Origin of the sequence: Photobacterium sp. 53610 (assembly GCF_036409375.1) — a bacterium.
Lineage (GTDB): Bacteria > Pseudomonadota > Gammaproteobacteria > Enterobacterales > Vibrionaceae > Photobacterium.
The window spans coordinates 38,463-53,780 of record NZ_JAXOFS010000007.1; the positions used below are offsets into that span (position 1 = coordinate 38,463).

The 15,318-nt window shown below is 49.8% G+C and carries 17 protein-coding genes; 11 read left to right on the forward strand and 6 right to left on the reverse strand.

All coding sequences use genetic code 11. From position 1 onward, the window contains the following. Nucleotides 1-11: 11 nt before the first annotated feature. From SPK40_RS16535 to SPK40_RS16550, 4 genes are all read left to right on the forward strand, one after another. On the forward strand, nt 12-647 hold the full coding sequence (locus tag SPK40_RS16535; protein ID WP_330961221.1) for a YjfK family protein: 636 nt from the start codon (nt 12-14) through the stop codon (nt 645-647). Nucleotides 648-690: 43 nt separating this feature from the next. Then, nucleotides 691-1,107, forward strand: a complete 417-nt coding sequence (locus tag SPK40_RS16540; protein WP_330961222.1) for a DUF350 domain-containing protein — start codon at nt 691-693, stop codon at nt 1,105-1,107. Nucleotides 1,108-1,117: 10 nt separating this feature from the next. Next, a complete protein-coding gene (locus SPK40_RS16545; protein WP_248143193.1) occupies nt 1,118-1,747 on the forward strand; it encodes a DUF1190 family protein in 630 nt (209 codons plus the stop codon). Between the two features lie 391 nt (nt 1,748-2,138). Next, nucleotides 2,139-4,115: a BCCT family transporter gene (locus SPK40_RS16550; protein ID WP_330961223.1), complete on the forward strand. Its 1,977-nt coding sequence runs from the start codon at nt 2,139-2,141 to the stop codon at nt 4,113-4,115. Nucleotides 4,116-4,200: 85 nt separating this feature from the next. On the opposite strand, the gene SPK40_RS16555 is transcribed toward SPK40_RS16550, so the two are convergent. Then, a complete protein-coding gene (locus SPK40_RS16555; RefSeq protein WP_248143190.1) occupies nt 4,201-4,719 on the reverse strand; it encodes a lactoylglutathione lyase family protein in 519 nt (172 codons plus the stop codon). Between the two features lie 98 nt (nt 4,720-4,817). Here SPK40_RS16555 and SPK40_RS16560 point away from each other — a divergent pair, with 98 nt between their 5' ends. The 3 genes from SPK40_RS16560 (at nt 4,818) to SPK40_RS16570 (ending at nt 8,425) form a co-directional block, all read left to right on the forward strand. Further along, nucleotides 4,818-5,714 (forward strand): LysR family transcriptional regulator, encoded by an 897-nt coding sequence (locus tag SPK40_RS16560; RefSeq protein WP_330961224.1) that lies wholly within the window; start codon nt 4,818-4,820, stop codon nt 5,712-5,714. A 247-nt stretch (nt 5,715-5,961) separates the two neighbouring features. Then, nucleotides 5,962-7,155: an acyltransferase family protein gene (locus SPK40_RS16565; RefSeq protein WP_330961225.1), complete on the forward strand. Its 1,194-nt coding sequence runs from the start codon at nt 5,962-5,964 to the stop codon at nt 7,153-7,155. A 184-nt stretch (nt 7,156-7,339) separates the two neighbouring features. Continuing rightward, a complete protein-coding gene (locus tag SPK40_RS16570; protein ID WP_248143187.1) occupies nt 7,340-8,425 on the forward strand; it encodes an extracellular catalytic domain type 2 short-chain-length polyhydroxyalkanoate depolymerase in 1,086 nt (361 codons plus the stop codon). 432 nt (nt 8,426-8,857) lie between these two features. Here the strand turns inward: SPK40_RS16570 and SPK40_RS16575 are convergent, their stop codons facing one another. Next, nucleotides 8,858-9,106 (reverse strand): hypothetical protein, encoded by a 249-nt coding sequence (locus SPK40_RS16575; protein ID WP_330961226.1) that lies wholly within the window; start codon nt 9,104-9,106, stop codon nt 8,858-8,860. 401 nt (nt 9,107-9,507) lie between these two features. Here SPK40_RS16575 and SPK40_RS16580 point away from each other — a divergent pair, with 401 nt between their 5' ends. Continuing rightward, a complete protein-coding gene (locus SPK40_RS16580) occupies nt 9,508-9,894 on the forward strand; it encodes a hypothetical protein (protein ID WP_248143185.1) in 387 nt (128 codons plus the stop codon). 328 nt (nt 9,895-10,222) lie between these two features. On the opposite strand, the gene SPK40_RS16585 is transcribed toward SPK40_RS16580, so the two are convergent. Genes SPK40_RS16585 through SPK40_RS16595 form a run of 3 tightly spaced genes read right to left on the reverse strand, consistent with a single transcriptional unit; the run spans nt 10,223 to nt 11,450 of the window. Beyond that, nucleotides 10,223-10,429 carry a tautomerase family protein gene (locus tag SPK40_RS16585; RefSeq protein WP_248143183.1) on the reverse strand — a complete coding sequence of 69 codons (207 nt, stop codon included), beginning with the start codon at nt 10,427-10,429 and terminating at the stop codon, nt 10,223-10,225. Between the two features lie 11 nt (nt 10,430-10,440). After that, nucleotides 10,441-10,818: a nuclear transport factor 2 family protein gene (locus SPK40_RS16590; protein ID WP_248143182.1), complete on the reverse strand. Its 378-nt coding sequence runs from the start codon at nt 10,816-10,818 to the stop codon at nt 10,441-10,443. A gap of 17 nt (nt 10,819-10,835) precedes the next feature. Further along, complete coding sequence (locus tag SPK40_RS16595; RefSeq protein WP_330961227.1) at nt 10,836-11,450, reverse strand: glutathione S-transferase family protein; 615 nt, start codon at nt 11,448-11,450, stop codon at nt 10,836-10,838. A gap of 196 nt (nt 11,451-11,646) precedes the next feature. On the opposite strand from SPK40_RS16595, the gene SPK40_RS16600 reads away from it, so the two are divergent. Together SPK40_RS16600 and SPK40_RS16605 are read left to right on the forward strand one after the other, a co-directional pair. Beyond that, nucleotides 11,647-12,522, forward strand: a complete 876-nt coding sequence (locus SPK40_RS16600; RefSeq protein ID WP_330961228.1) for a LysR family transcriptional regulator — start codon at nt 11,647-11,649, stop codon at nt 12,520-12,522. 191 nt (nt 12,523-12,713) lie between these two features. Continuing rightward, the gene (locus SPK40_RS16605; RefSeq protein WP_330961229.1) at nt 12,714-13,124 is read left to right on the forward strand and encodes a hypothetical protein; all 411 of its coding nucleotides are present in this window, start codon (nt 12,714-12,716) and stop codon (nt 13,122-13,124) included. A gap of 176 nt (nt 13,125-13,300) precedes the next feature. On the opposite strand, the gene SPK40_RS16610 is transcribed toward SPK40_RS16605, so the two are convergent. Further along, nucleotides 13,301-14,377, reverse strand: a complete 1,077-nt coding sequence (locus tag SPK40_RS16610; protein WP_330961230.1) for a hypothetical protein — start codon at nt 14,375-14,377, stop codon at nt 13,301-13,303. A gap of 386 nt (nt 14,378-14,763) precedes the next feature. Here SPK40_RS16610 and SPK40_RS16615 point away from each other — a divergent pair, with 386 nt between their 5' ends. Further along, nucleotides 14,764-15,282, forward strand: coding sequence for a GNAT family N-acetyltransferase (locus SPK40_RS16615; protein ID WP_330961231.1), 519 nt, complete (start codon nt 14,764-14,766; stop codon nt 15,280-15,282). Nucleotides 15,283-15,318 lie beyond the last annotated feature (36 nt).

Here is a 15,318-nt window from a genome sequence, read left to right on the forward strand (position 1 = left end):
AAGGAGAACGTATGTTCGACTGGTTTAAAAAACGTAAAGAGCCTGAAGCCAGTGGCCCGACCGCCCCGGAAATTCTGGGCCTGCGCCTCGGCGGCGCATTCGAGCTCGATGATCTGAAACTGCGCCTGACAGAACCGTCGCTGACGATCGAAGGTGCTGCCCGCACACAGCTGATTCAAGCTGTCGGTGAAGTCTGGCTGGATGAGCAAACCCGCCTGCTCCGCTACTATACCGATGACGAAGGCTTTGTTCAGGTGCTGACCCATGGCACAGGCGACGCCGATGTCAGCGAAGTCAAACTGTTTTATTTCTACGAAAGCAAGCCTGTCGACACCGACAGCGAATGGCAGCATCTGCTCGATCACGGCATCGTGAAAAGCCAGTGGCAGCTGGAAGACCAGACTTTTGAGAAAATCTGGGACAACAGCCGTCCGGTTGCAGTTACCGAAACCACCTGGCTACAGAATGGCACCACCAGCAATACGGATCAGTTTTTGATGGTGTATGAAAGGGAAGCCGAACCATCACTGGCTGAAGTCCTGCTTGTGGCCGCAGAAGAAAAAATTTTCAACAACCGGGCCGAACGAAGCCTGGTGCTGAGCACAGGGTTTGATCTCAGTCCAACCGACTTCAAGTTAATCGGCTGAATCAGGCAACAATACATAAAAACGATATATTTTAGGGATTTCCATGGATCTATTAACACAATCTCTCGCAGGGTTAGGCTCTTTTGTCATCTATTTTGCGATTTCTATTCTGTTCCTGATGCTGTTCAAAATTATCTTCGTCCGCATCACGCCGTATGACGAATGGAAACTGGTCAAAGAAGAGAAAAACACCGCAGCAGCCATTACCCTGTCGGGTTCTGTCCTGGGTTATTCACTGGCCATTGCCGGTGCTGCCAGTAACTCAGTGAACTTTGTTGATTTCTCTATCTGGGGTGTGGTTGCCCTGCTGGCTCAAATGCTGGCTTATCTGATTGTTCGTTTAGGCTTCATGCCACGCATCGCTGAACGCATTGAAGCGGGTGAGATCCCTGCGGGTCTGCTGATGGCTGCGACTTCTGTTTCTGTGGGCCTGCTCAACGCTGCCTGCATGACATACTGAGGGCGGCGCAATGAAACGGACCAAAGAAGTCAATCTCCCCGGTATGCGTAAGCAATGGCGTCCCTTTGCCATTGCACCTGTCACTGCCGCGATTTCTGCAGGCCTGCTGGCTGGCTGTAGTGACCCGAAAGAAGAAGCCAAGCTCTACCACACGGTATACGACTGTAAAAGCGATAACCCGGGCTTCGAAGCGCAATGTGAGGCAGCCTACGAGACCGCATTGAAAGATGCGGCACGTACAGCGCCAAAATTCATGACCCAACGTGACTGTATCGCTGAATTCGGCCAGAACAGCTGTGTCGGTGCGCCTGAGAATAACTGGTTTATGCCTGCGATGGCCGGCTTTATGTTCGCCCGCTTGCTGGACAATAACCGCGGCTACTACAGCCAGCCGATGTTCAGTTCGACTTATCCGGGCAGCCGTTACTACAGCCGCTGGACCACAGCTGATGGTTATGACTACGGTTCTTACCGCTATAAGAACTCCAAAGTGATCCTCAGCAAAGAGCAGATGAAACCGAAGCCAACGGTCAGCCGCACGATCTCACGCGGTGGCTTTGGCTCCAGTGCGGCAGCTAAATCCAGCTGGAGCAGCTCAAAGAGTTCATCGAGTTCATCCAGCCGGAGCTGGGGCGGCTGATTCCGTCATCAGCACAGAAAGAGCGCCGCGGCGCTCTTTTTTTTGCCTGAAGATTACAGATCAAAACAATTGTGCACGAAGTTTATTCACGACCGAAAAAACTGAAGCAACTCATGAAAAACAATAAGTTGCTTCAATAAATCAGACATTTCAAGAAAACACACCCTAGATCACACTTTGAATACTAAGTGGTTTATTGTTAACATCTCTACACTTTTGACTCAGAAGATAGTTTCACCTTTCTGTCTGAGCGCAGGCCAATCAGCAGAATATTGCTCTTCATGCAGATAACTTTGCTGTCCGTATTTTCACGCTGCATGCACTGATAGTTTGGCCGCAGCCACTGAGTTGGCTCAAAGGCGGACGCTTAACCGTAGTATTTGAAGGATTTATGGGAATTAAGTCAGATTTAAATAAACCGGTATTTTTTACCTCGGCGATCTTTATCGCTGCACTGTCTTTCATTGGTGTGATGTGGCCTCAGGCCATGGAAGCCTATTTCAAAAACGTTCAGGGCTGGATCATTGCCCAGGCAAGCTGGATTTACATTCTGGCTGTCGCCATCTTCCTGATCTTCCTCATTTTTGTGATGTTCAGCCGTTTGGGAGATATTAAACTCGGGCCGGATCATTCCGAACCGGACTACAGCTATACCTCTTGGCTGGCCATGCTGTTCTCTGCCGGGATGGGGATCGGTCTGATGTTCTTTGGCGTGGCAGAACCTGTCATGCACTTCACCTCTCCTCCGGTCGGCGACCCGCAAACCGTAGAAGCGGCCCGTGAAGCCATGAAGATCACCTTCTTCCACTGGGGTCTGCACGCCTGGGGAATTTACGCACTGGTCGCGCTGGCGATGGCGTATTTTGCCTACCGCCACAAGCTGCCTTTGCTGCCACGTTCAGCACTGTACCCGCTGATTGGTGAACGGATTTACGGCCCGATTGGTCATATGATCGATATCTTTGCCGTGATCGGGACGCTGTTCGGTGTCGCCACCTCGCTGGGCTTTGGTGTGGTACAGGTCAACGCAGGTTTTCACTACCTGTTTGATCTGCCTCAGACCACGACCGTGCAGGTCATGCTGATCGCTGCCATTACCCTGATTGCCACGGCATCTGTTGTACTGGGCCTGGACGGCGGGATCAAACGCCTGTCAAACATCAATATGTTCCTGGCGGTCCTGCTGCTGGCTGTCGTGATTCTGGCTGGCCCGACGGCGATGATAATGAAATCTTTTGTTCAGAATACCGGCTCATACCTGAGTGAGATCGTGAGCAAAACCTTCAATCTGTATGCCTATCAGCCGAAAGAAGACTGGATTGGCGGCTGGACGCTGCTGTACTGGGGCTGGTGGGTCTCCTGGTCGCCGTTCGTGGGCATGTTCATTGCCCGGATTTCACGCGGCCGAACCATCCGCGAATTCCTGGTGGGTGTACTGCTGATCCCGTCACTGTTCGGTTTCCTGTGGTTTACGGCATTCGGTAACACGGCGATTGATGCCATCATGAATCACGGCGCCGACTACCTGAGCAAAGCGGTCAGTGAGAACGTCCCGGTCGCGCTGTTTAAGTTCTTTGAACACATGCCGATGTCTTCTGTGCTGTCAGTCATTGGTGTGGCGCTGGTCATTACCTTCTTCGTCAGCTCGTCTGACTCCGGCTCTCTGGTCATCGATACCCTGACCTCAGGCGGTGCCGCGGAGCCACCGGTCTGGCAGCGTATTTTCTGGGCCGTGATTGAAGGTGTGGTTGCAGCGGCCCTGCTGGCTGCAGGCGGCTTGTCGGCGCTGCAGACCATGACGATCGCCAGTGCCTTTCCGATCATGATTCTGATGCTGCTGTTCTGTTACTGTCTGTTCAAGGCGCTGCGAAACGACTACATGCTGCAAAACAGTATTCAGAACCACAACACGACCTTGCAGTACACGCAAAACAGTGTCAGCTGGAAAACCCGGATTTCTGCACTGGTCAGCCATCCGAAGCAAGAAGAAGCCGAGAACTTCATCAGGGCTACGGCAACACCGGCACTGAAAACGCTGGTCGATGAAATGAAAGCACAGGGGCTGGCTGCGAAGCTGCAAGTGCTGGATGAGTCCCGTGTTCGTCTGGTGGTCGAGAAAGAAGAAGTCGAAGATTTCGCCTATGGTATTCGTCTGCGTCACTTCGCACTGCCAAGCTACGCGAATGAGTCCTACGACGATTATTACCGGGCTGAAGTCTTCCTGCTGCAGGGCGGCCAGCAATATGACGTGATGGGTTACACCAAAGACCAGATCATTGCCGATGCGGTCACCCAGTACGAACGTCACATGCACTTCCTGCATCTGGCGACTTCGGAAAATATTGTCGAAGAAGCCGTAGCTTCCTGAGGCATTGAACCCGAATCGAACCATAAAAAAAGCCAGCTTCATGCTGGCTTTTTTGTTAACCGGTTAATCAAAGAAACATCCCGGATCAGTGGCTGTAGGCGCCGCTGGCATAATGCAGTTCATAACTGTGGCTGTAAATTTCCAGAATGTTCCCGAACGGATCTTCCATATAAATCATGCGGTAGGGTTTCTCACCCGGATAATAATAGCGCGGTGCTTTCATGCGCTTTTTCCCGCCTGCGGCAACAATACGCTCCGCCAGTTCCTCGACATTCGGATCCTGCACGCAGAAGTGGAACACACCGGTCTTCCAGTATTCAAAGTTGTTTTCCGGCTGTTGCTGATTGTCGAACTGAAACAGTTCCACCCCAATGCGATCGCCTGTCGACAGATGCGCAATCCGAAAACGTCCCCAGCCTTCGCCAAAGACATCAGTACACATTTCGCCGATAGCGCTGTCATCCTCCACGATTTCCGTCGGCGGCATAATCAGATACCAGCCCAGCACCTCGGTATAAAATGTCACCGCCGCTTCCAGATCCGGCACCGAAATGCCGATATGAGAGAACGTTCTTGGATAAGGCGTTTGTGCTTCAGTGTTCATCAGTGGAATCCTCCTGTTGTTGAGCGTCCCACTTTAATTCGCCAAAAAGTGAATTAAAAATTATCATTTATTCTTATTTTCATCACGATTTGTTATCCATGAAACTCAACAGGCAATGGCTTCATACCTTCGCGACGCTGGTCGACGTCGGCCAGTTCACTGAGACCGCGGCCCGGCTTCATATGACGCAACCCGGGGTCAGCCAGCACATCCGCAAGCTGGAACAACAACTTGGGCAGGCACTGCTCATACGGATCGGGAAGAGGTTTGAGCTGACGCACGCAGGAACCGTGCTCTACCAACACTGCCAGACACTGGCCGCAGAGGAACAACGCCTGCAACAGGCGCTGTTACAGGATAACCCGGAAGCCGGTCCCTGCCGTTTCGCGATGTCCGGCACACTGGCAAATCAGCTTTATCCGCTGTTTCTGCAACGCCAGCAGGCCTTTCCGGCATTATCTGTGGCCGTCGAATCCGCACCGGATCAGCGTATCCTGCACTTGCTGGAACAGGATGAAGTCGATCTCGGCATCGTGGCCGAACCGCTGACCCAAGCACAGTCACAGGCACGTTTTCACAGTGAGAAAATTGGTGAAGAGACTCTGTGTCTGGTCTTTCCCGCCGCGCCGGACACATCCCCTTTATCAGAAGCCCTGCTGACAGAAACCGGGTTGATCGATCACCCCAATGCGCGCCGTTATCTCGACAGTGTGCTGTTGGACCTGCCCTTCTCCTTACAGCCGGATACACTGCCGGTGCATGGCTACATCAATCAGCTCAGCCAGATTCTGCTGCCGGTCTCGCTCGGACTTGGTTTTACCGTTCTCCCGGAAAGCACCATTCTGGAGTCCCCCTATTCGAAAGGATTAAGCATTCTGCACCGTACCGTCAATGTCAGGGAGCCTCTGTACCTTGTCCGGAAGCGCCACAGGGAACTGGCGTCCCGCTATCCCTGGTTCATCGACTGTATCCGGCAAACCCTGCAACGCAGCTGAGTCGCTTCGCCGGTTCATACCGGCGGTAACCAAGCCTCCGTTTCAGTTCACTGAAACATCTCAATTTTCCCGTCAAACCGATGATGTTTCATGCTGTTACAACCGCAATCCTGTCAGACACACAGTTTCCCGGTTCTGGCCTGTGAACAGACAAATGCAACAAGACACCTATGATTTTGCATCGTAAAATAACAGTCTTCAAAAACAGCCAACAGCCGGGTACTGACCGCAGCACGAGGACACTCATATGCAGGCCAAACAAGGACAACTCCCGATCCTGACGCCGATCCGCGGCATCGCCGCCCTGATCGTCGCTTTTTTCCATGCCCGTTTAATCTTATTTCCGCAATGGAAAGAAGCGATCGCCGGTGTCACGCAGTTTCTGGAAAATGGCTATCTCTGGGTCGATATCTTTTTCATGCTGAGCGGCTTTGTGATGATGCACGTTTATCAGCCTGCATTTGCCAACGGGAGCAACCTGCCCAGATGGCGCGCCTTTTTGTGGCTGCGCTTCAGCAGGATTTACCCGCTGTTCTTCATCACTTTTACGGTGCTCTTCCTCTGGGAATATTACAAATCGCAACACCAGATTGGGTTCTATGGTGGTGCCTTATTCGAAGCCTGGGGTGCCAGTGGCATTCCGCCGTTTGCCGGACCTTTCAATCGCACCGAAGCCATATTACCGAATCTGCTGTTACTGAACGGCATCACCAGCCAGCCCCTGAGCTGGAATATTGCTGGCTGGTCACTGAGTATTGAATGGCTCTGCTATCTGGTCTTTCCTTTACTGGTGCTGGCGATGCGACCGTCCGCCAAACGCAGTGCCTGGGTGCCTTTTGCAGTTTTCATGACGGTTGGCACATTGGTGTACCTGAAAGGGAACCTCGATATTACAGCGACTTACCAAGCCTTCCTGCGCGGCCTGTGCGGTTTTTCTTTCGGGATGTGGCTCTGCCGGATTCAAATTTCTGTGCGTGCCAAACACTGGATGAATCAGGATATCCTTCTTGTTGTTCTGATTGCAGCGCTGATGACCGTTCTGCATTTCAGCACGACTGACAGCACGACGATGATCACCTATGTTCTGTTTGCCCTGCTGGTTCTGGCGGGTGCACATCAGATTCAGCGGCCATCCGTCATGCAGTCTGTGCTGGATAACCGGATCACACAGTATCTGGGCGATATTTCCTATTCGATCTACCTGTGGCACACCGTCATCCTGCTGGCTGGTGTAGAAATAATCCATCACATCAATCCGGACTGGACAACCTGGTGGTATGCCCAGACCGATGGACCGACCCTCATCATGGGCATTCTGGCTTTCACCGTGCTTTTACTGGCCGTCTCCGCAATGAGTTACCACCTGATCGAACGCCCGGTGATGAAATGGCTTCGCCGTCTCGGCGGCACCCAGAGAGCCATTCAGGTTTCACAGATGTAAACCCAGAGCATCTCCCATTATCTTCTGGACTGAAAGTGGCTGAATCATCAGCCACTTTTTTTTGCTGCCCATTTTGTCAACATATCTGCAATTCACACTTACGCAACATCACACATAATCCAGCCTATACTCCTAACGCATATTGACTCATCAGACAGGACGTCACACAACGGCAGGAGGCACCATGTTCGGACAGCAATCCCCCATTCACTTTTCTCTGTTCACCTTCGGGCTGATGCTCGTGCTTTGCAGCGCCCACCTCAAAGCAGCCACCGTGCAACTGCCCCCCATGAACGCCCGGACCGATCAAACCTCTATCTCCGGCCTCTCATCCGGCGGCTTTATGGCAGCCCAGTTCCATATCGCCTATTCCGAATCACTGATGGGTGTCGGGATTGTCGCCGGTGGCCCCTGGAACTGCGCAGGCAACAACCCCTTCGTCAACCCGCTGGTCAACGCCACCACCACCTGCATGAATCCGTGCCAAAACGCACTGGGTGTTTGTCCGTCGACGCTATTTCCCAACAGTAGCTACCTGTCGGAACTGGCAAAAGTCACCGCAGAAAATGGCCGGATTGATGACACGAACAATATCAGAGATGACCAGGTTTACCTGTTTTCCGGCAGACTGGATGAAACTGTAGTGACGGGCGTGGTGGACACCGCGAAAGCGTTTTATCAAAAGCTGGATGTGCCGCTTTCACAGATTCACTATGACAAGAGTGTGGATGCCGGACATGCCTTTATCACCAACGATCCGGCTGATACCGCCTGTGATATCACCCAGTCGCCCTACATCAATCACTGTAACCTGCATCAGGCGCAGCGGATTCTGGAGCACATCTACGGCCCGTTGAAAGCCCCGGCAACCAGCCTTACCGGCGAATTGATTGCGTTTGATCAGAGCGAATTCTTCGATACCTCCCTGACCAGCATGGACAACACGGCTTATGTGTATATTCCGAAAAGCTGTCGCAGCGAATCCTGCAAAGTTCATGTCTCTGTGCATGGCTGCCGCCAGGGGATTTCCGTCATCGGCACCACTTATGTCACCGAAACCGGCTATTTGGAAGTCGCCGACACTAACAACATCATCGTGCTTTTCCCGCAGGTGAAAAAGTCTGAGTTTGTCCCTTACAACCCCCGCGGCTGCTGGGATTTCTGGGGCTACGGCACCATGGGGCAACCACCGTATAACTACTACACCAAAGATGCGCCGCAAATGCGGGCGATTCAGGGGATGATTTCGCGGCTGACGCAGGTGATGTGAGGCAATCATTTGAGGGCTCTGCATGTCTCGTATCATTTCTGCAGTGCCCCTCAGCATTTGGGGGCGCGCCAGATACGCTTTGCTGGCACAAAGCGTACCCAGACATGCCTTTTGGTTCTCTAATGTTGACCGGGCCGGGTGTAGGCCTCCCATCGCCGACAACCTAAAAATTCACCCATGAATTTTTCCCTGGGGTGTGGGTTTGCTTAAACTCTAACTCGTAATTTGCCCCAAACCAATTTAGAGCTTAAAAGCTGATCCAACATTTTGTATCTTGATTGACCTATTTTATCTGATGGCTAACATTAACTGGGTCTGGAAAAAGTATCCTTGGGTAAAGCAGAAGCATGATCTATTTTATCGGACAAGCCTCTTAACAGTGTGAGTACACTATTTGAAATCGCTAAACATTGATCGTATCAATAAAGCCCGTCAGTCGAGATACCAGTTCGTCGCATAAATCACTAGAAGGACGAGAAGAGTGAGAAGGACTGGGAGGGCGAGCATCATTGCCAACTTTTTCATGGAGCTTTGTTTATCAAATACCACGCCTTCAGCTTTCCTCACCCTCCTCTCTTCATCAAAATGCCATTTAATAGCGAAGTAGGCTCCAATAGCTAATACAATAAGCTTAAAAGCTCCAGCAAAGTACGGAAAGAAGTTAGCCCAACTGCCGTTCATTATCTATCTCCATCAAATTAAATATCGATTTTGCGGTAGCAGAATCAAAGGTTCATATTTAGTGCGCACCCAAAGTCAGGCGTTCTAGCTAGCGCAAGTCTACTGCTCGCGCTAGCTGTCCACAACTCTCTTTGCAATACCTGTAGTTAATGGTGGTTTGCTGAATTAGCAAAAGTACTGGCACATTTATGTCCATTTATCTTTTAGGCCGCTACAGATTAACATGGCGGTGGTAAGCCTATAAACCATGTCTTTAGCATTAACGGAGTGATCAGTGTTCCCCGATCTGCACCCTGCCCCACATCATCCAGCGCAATCCACTCTTCAATGTCAATAGAGATAGTATTTTGCTAGAAAACGCGCATAATCTTGCTATACAACACTCAATGAAGAAATTATCTATGACTGCTTTTCAATATTACTTTCATCAATTGCCTTGTTTTAACTGTAAAAAAACCACCGTAAGCACTGATCTGGGTTGGTTAACGGTTGCGATGAAAGATGATGTCCTAGCGCAAGTGGCTGCGATTATCGCGCAAGGCAACGTTGAGCCAGATCTTTCGGTGAACGTGACTTGTACGAAAGAGGAAGCGCGTGATTACTTATTGCTGAATTTCTATGGTTACTCAGAAGAAGAACTCGCGGATCAAGTTGAAGCGGAAGATGAGCAAGAAGTCGCGGATGAAATAGCAGAACTACTGGCAGAAGGTAACGATTCAGCAGTCTTTGAACACGAAATCGCACTCCAAAGTTGTACTGATTGCGACATTGATGAAGAGTCAAACTAAGCGTAATCGTTCAACTTAAACATGTTCGTCATAAGTAACATGATGTTCCGTTGATTCAAAGCGTTAGCAGAGTAGGGTTTGCTAACGCTTTTTTGTTTCTGCGGTTTTAAATTAGGCGCTGTTCAAGGAGGCAGGGATTGCTTTTTACCTATCGCATCCTCCTATACTTGAGACATTGCTTGAAATACTAAATGAACAAAACCCCTGACACACTTTTGTCTGACCACGAGTTTAAAAACCAAGATTCACACAACCCCCTGGGAAAAATTCATGGGTGAATGTTTAGGCTGTCGGCGCCCAACACGCCGACAGCCCCAAAAAATCAACACTACCGCCCCACGCTTCTCCGCAACTCAGTCACCTGCTCATACCCAATACCCCAATTGTCCGTACTCACTTCATCAATCACCACAAACGTGGTTTCAGGATTCTTATTGAGTACCTCAACCACCAGTTGTGTCGCGCCTCGAATCAGCGCCTGTTTCTGGGCTTTTGTAACGCCTTCATCGGTCAGTTTAATGTTGATATAAGGCATGTGCCTTCTCCTCAGTTTGATGCCAGATCAGCGTACATTTTGTTGACGATACGCCACTGGCCGTTTTCTTTCAGCAAGCCAAGAAAGTCGATGTAGGTGTGACCCAGCAGCGGACACAACACTTTCACCATGGCCTGATCACCGATCACATCGGCCGATAAAATGCGGTAAGCAAATTCAGCACCCAGCGTATGGGGTTTCTCGCGTGAGCGGACAACCTCAAGCCATACTTCGACGCTTCGTCTTAAGTCCGGTGCTTTCAGAACTGCATCCGCATGAAAAATGCTGCTGAGTTTTTCGGTATCGCCGTGATGAATCCCTTCAAAATAGGTCTGAATGATTTCCGTGACCTGATCGAGATCCCGATGACGGATGTTGTGCAAATTCAAGGGCAAGCTCCTCTGGCTCATGCAAACTCTGGAACGGCTTGTTCAGCCTGGAGTGCTTTCTGGAAGTTCGGCATGGCAATCACGTGGTCAATCATGAACTGTACTTTCTCCGGAATCACAATGCTGACCGGAAAACTGGCGCCCCAGCGAGAATAAACGGCCAGCATAATATCCGCGGCCGAAACCTGTTCACCGCCGAGAAATGGCGACGATTCCAGCCGTTTCTCAACCACCAGCCAGAGCTGATTAATTGCAGTCGCCGCACTGTCGAAAAAAGCTTGTCGCTGCGTCTGATTTTCGATTGCACTTAAGGCAAAAAACAATCGGCCATAGGCCGGATGCATGGTTGCATTGGCAAACATGATGTCCTGAATCGCCTGTTGTCTCGCCGTTAGGTCATACACCGGTAACATCGGGCTTTGATGTTTTGTAAGCAGATAAATCATCACGGCAGCCCCTTCGCTTAAGGTTCTGTCACCATCGATCACGACCGGCACTGTGCCCGCCGGGTTGATGGCCGTGAAATCGGCGACCTGTTGTTTCTGAATGAGCGTGACGTCCTGACCCAGTTCACGAAGGACAACCTGAGTGGCCAGTGAGCAAGCGCCTGGCACGAAATAAAGCGTATACATGGTGTTTCTCCTGTTCTGTTTGGTGATGTGAGCCATTCCGGCTCCCTGAACTCAGTTCGTCCGCACAGCCACTTAAACATCAAACCGGACGATGGAGAAAAGTGTATGGTGATGAAGGTGCTTTATATATAGTGACAATGTGAACTGAATGTTCGCAAAATGGAAACAGTCAACATCAACAGGGAATACGAAAGCTTTGAATAAACTCCGGGGAATGGCGCTCTTTGTGCGTCTGGCAGATTTAGGCAGTTTTACGCGGGTTGCCGAGCAAAACAACACGTCCAAATCTATGATCAGTAAAGAAATTGGTCGGCTCGAGGATGAACTTGGGGTCCGCCTGCTGCACAGAACAACGCGCAATGTTCAGCTCACCCATGCAGGGGAAGCGTATTTACAGCGGGCCCGGAAAATCCTGGCGGATATCAATGAAGCCGATGCCTTTGTGCAATCGCTGCAACAGACACCCCGGGGCAAGCTCAGGGTCAATGCGCCGATGGTACTGGGGATCACCGATCTGGCAGATATGTTTGCCGATTTTATGCGCCAGTTCCCCGACATTGATTTAGACATTCACCTTGGCGATGAAGATGTCGACTTGGTTGAGCAGGGGTTTGATCTCGGATTTCGCGCAGCCAGCCGTCCGTTTGACTCCAGTTACGTGGGTCGGCCACTGACAACGTTTCAGTACCGGATCTGCGCATCCCAACGATATCTGGATCGCCATGGCAGCATTGAGCACCCCAAAGATCTCCTCCACCACAATTGCTTTGAATACGCCTACTTCAAAGGGAAAAATGTCTGGCCCATCGAAGATGGGATTCCCATCAAAGGGTCATTACGCGTGAACAGCACCCTGTTTATGTTAGAGGTGATCAAGGCCGATCAGGGCGTCGGATTTCTGCCAGATTTCGTGTGCCGGGACGCGTTAAAAAACGGAGAAGTAGTCGAAGTCCTGAAAGACGTACAAAAGCCTTCTCTCACACTGTATGCCCTCTACCCAGCCAGACATTTCGTTCCAGCCACCGTCATTCAATGTATTGCGTTTCTGGAGCAATGGTTTTCAGAGCCATGACTAATATTACGCCCCAAAATGGCCTTCAATTTTATTCTTCGACTATAACCAGCCATGACCTTCGTTCTATAAATAAAAATACATTTGATCATTAAAGAGTTACACAGCCACAGTCGCTATAGAACATCAGGTTTCATAGGGAATACATCTCTGTATCTGGCACCTAGCAATCATTCACAAAAGGAGATCATGTGACAAACGTCAATACAAAAAATCCAGTAAAAATGTTGATGCTTACCCTGCAAGGATTCATTGTTTTTAATGTGATCGGCGCATTAACGCTTTTCCTTTCAATGACTGTTGCAGAGGGGATTTTCAACAATAATAGCGATGATATGCCGATAGCAATGACTTTATTTCTTTCTGGATCATTTCTAACACTATTTATCTCGAAAAGAATCTGGAACTTCTCAAACACAAAAAAATTAAGTGATGTATTATCGATGACAGCATTAATCTGTGGTGTCATCATTGCTGCTGAATATTATCTCATCAGTGATATTGATGAGATTAAAAAACTGAAAGACCCCTATATTTTGTTCCAGTCCGCCTCATTATTGATCACTTTATTATTGCAATATTATCGATATAACAAGAGATAACAGACTGTACCGATTCCACTTCACCACATTCATCACTTGGCAGAAAAAGCATCAGGAAAACGGCACACTGACAGAAGTGACTTCGCAACTCAATCAGTGACCGTTCTCCAATTTTTGTCTGTGGCCAGCCACCAGTGACTGGCCACACCCCTTTCGAAATCACACCATCATGACCACTAATAATCCCGCTGATTTTGCTCCATCAGTTTTGCAAACACGCTGAGGGCTTTTTTCCCCTCAGCATTGGCGAACGACATCGCTTCTTCAGGCGTCAGGAAAAACTCCCGTTCACAACCATCACCAATGGCTCGTTCCCAAAACAAAAGGCCATCATTTCTTAGGCTGATTTGGTAATGACCATGCTCAGAAAGATTACACTCCTCAAATTCTGAGGCTTCTGATTCCTTTCGGCCATACTTCGCCTGTATCGTTTCAGGAAGCGGGTGCGAATATGGATTGTCATAACGTGATTGATTCACCGGTATTGCCATAAACCAACGCCAGGGATTAATTTCCTCGCCGGTCGCCAGTGAAAAGTAGCTTGTATGGTAGCTGATGCCTCTCGATCCTGTGCCTACCGCCCACGAGTAGAAACGTACGCCCAGCCACAAGCCATTCAGAAAAACGGGGCTGACCGATGTTTCGTCGTACTTCGCTAAACCATTCCCCTGCAAAAAACTCTCCAGCGTCTCCAGTTGCCGTTCGACATTTTCCTCAGAGGTGACACGTGCATTTAAAGCTGCATTGATCGCCTGGCTGCTCGGAAAGTTGGCAGCCAGTTCAATTGAATTGTCTCCCCCATAAGCGACGTCCCTGTATTGCCAGCCGAACCAGTCTTTCCACTCTCCTTTCTTCCATTTGAGTGTTTTTTGCAGCGCAGAAAGAAATTCCTCTTCCCCGCAATTTTTATCGAGATCATGGTATTCAAATTTCAGAGACAAAGGTAAAGACGAGGTCCCTGATACGGTAGACCACTGCCCTGAAATGTGATTGCCTGGCTGACCGGTGAGTTCCCAGCGGCCGGTATCACCCTGTTCGATCCAGAATCCATCTTTCAGGGTCAGCGTAATCGGCGTTTTATAGCGCTGATAATAGTAAATCGCCTGCTGACCTGAATCCTGAAAGCACACTTTGATGGAAGACTTACCGATCGTACCGGACCACACACCAGCCGGTGCGAATGTCGATGCGGAAACGGTCGGAGAGAGGCTCAAAAGGAGCGACATGGGAAGGACGAATTTGAGTTTTTTCACACGATACCTGCAGTTCTGGAGTCAATGTTGAACAATGAAAAGGCTAAACATGAGGTGACATTAAAATCAGTTTCAACCGCCTTTTTCATTGCCCTATCTTCAGTGCATAAGGCCATGATTCAAATCATAAAAAGCCAATTTCTTAACCTGTATTCCAATTTCGCGTAATTGATGTGCTTCGGCTTCAATCTCAGAGCCCAATTTCAAACCTCCCCATTGGTTTTGCCATGCTCAGCGGCGCTGCAAGGGCACTTAACCGATTGATTGCATTCAACTAATGATAATTTACACATATTCAACAACCCAGTAGGATGAATGCCTTTCAAGGCCTCTGTGCATATCACACAAATTATAAGGAAATCATTGTGTTGTATTCAGAAAGACTCATGATGCGTCCCGTAAGTCAGACCGATGTTGAAGATTTATTCGCTATCTATGGCGACCCGGAAACCAATCGTTTCAACCCTGCCGGGCCATTTCCGAATATCCAGTATGCTGTATCTGTAATGTGCCGCTGGCTTGAGCACTGGAACGCGCACGGTTTTGGTATGTGGGCAATCGCAACCCGAAAAGAACCAGAAAGCGTGATTGGTTTTGGTGGCCTGAGTCTCTTTGAGTTTGAGGGAAAAACGATGAATAACCTGGGCTACCGGCTGAGCACAGCGTCCTGGGGAAAAGGGTATGCGACGGAATTTTCAAAATGGGCGCTGTCATTCGGTTTTGTCGATTTAGAGCTTGAACAAATTTCAGCCCGAGTCCGGGCAAACCACCTCGCATCCCTGCAAGTGCTGAAAAAATCAGGATTCCGAAACGAACAAACCATTCAGGATGTCAAAGATGCGCCGGCAAGTTTGCTTTTTCATATGAGTAAAGCGGAGTGGGAAGCATCCGAAGCCCTGGCCTGAGTCAGCGGGTATCAACGGGCTTTCTGCCACATCCCA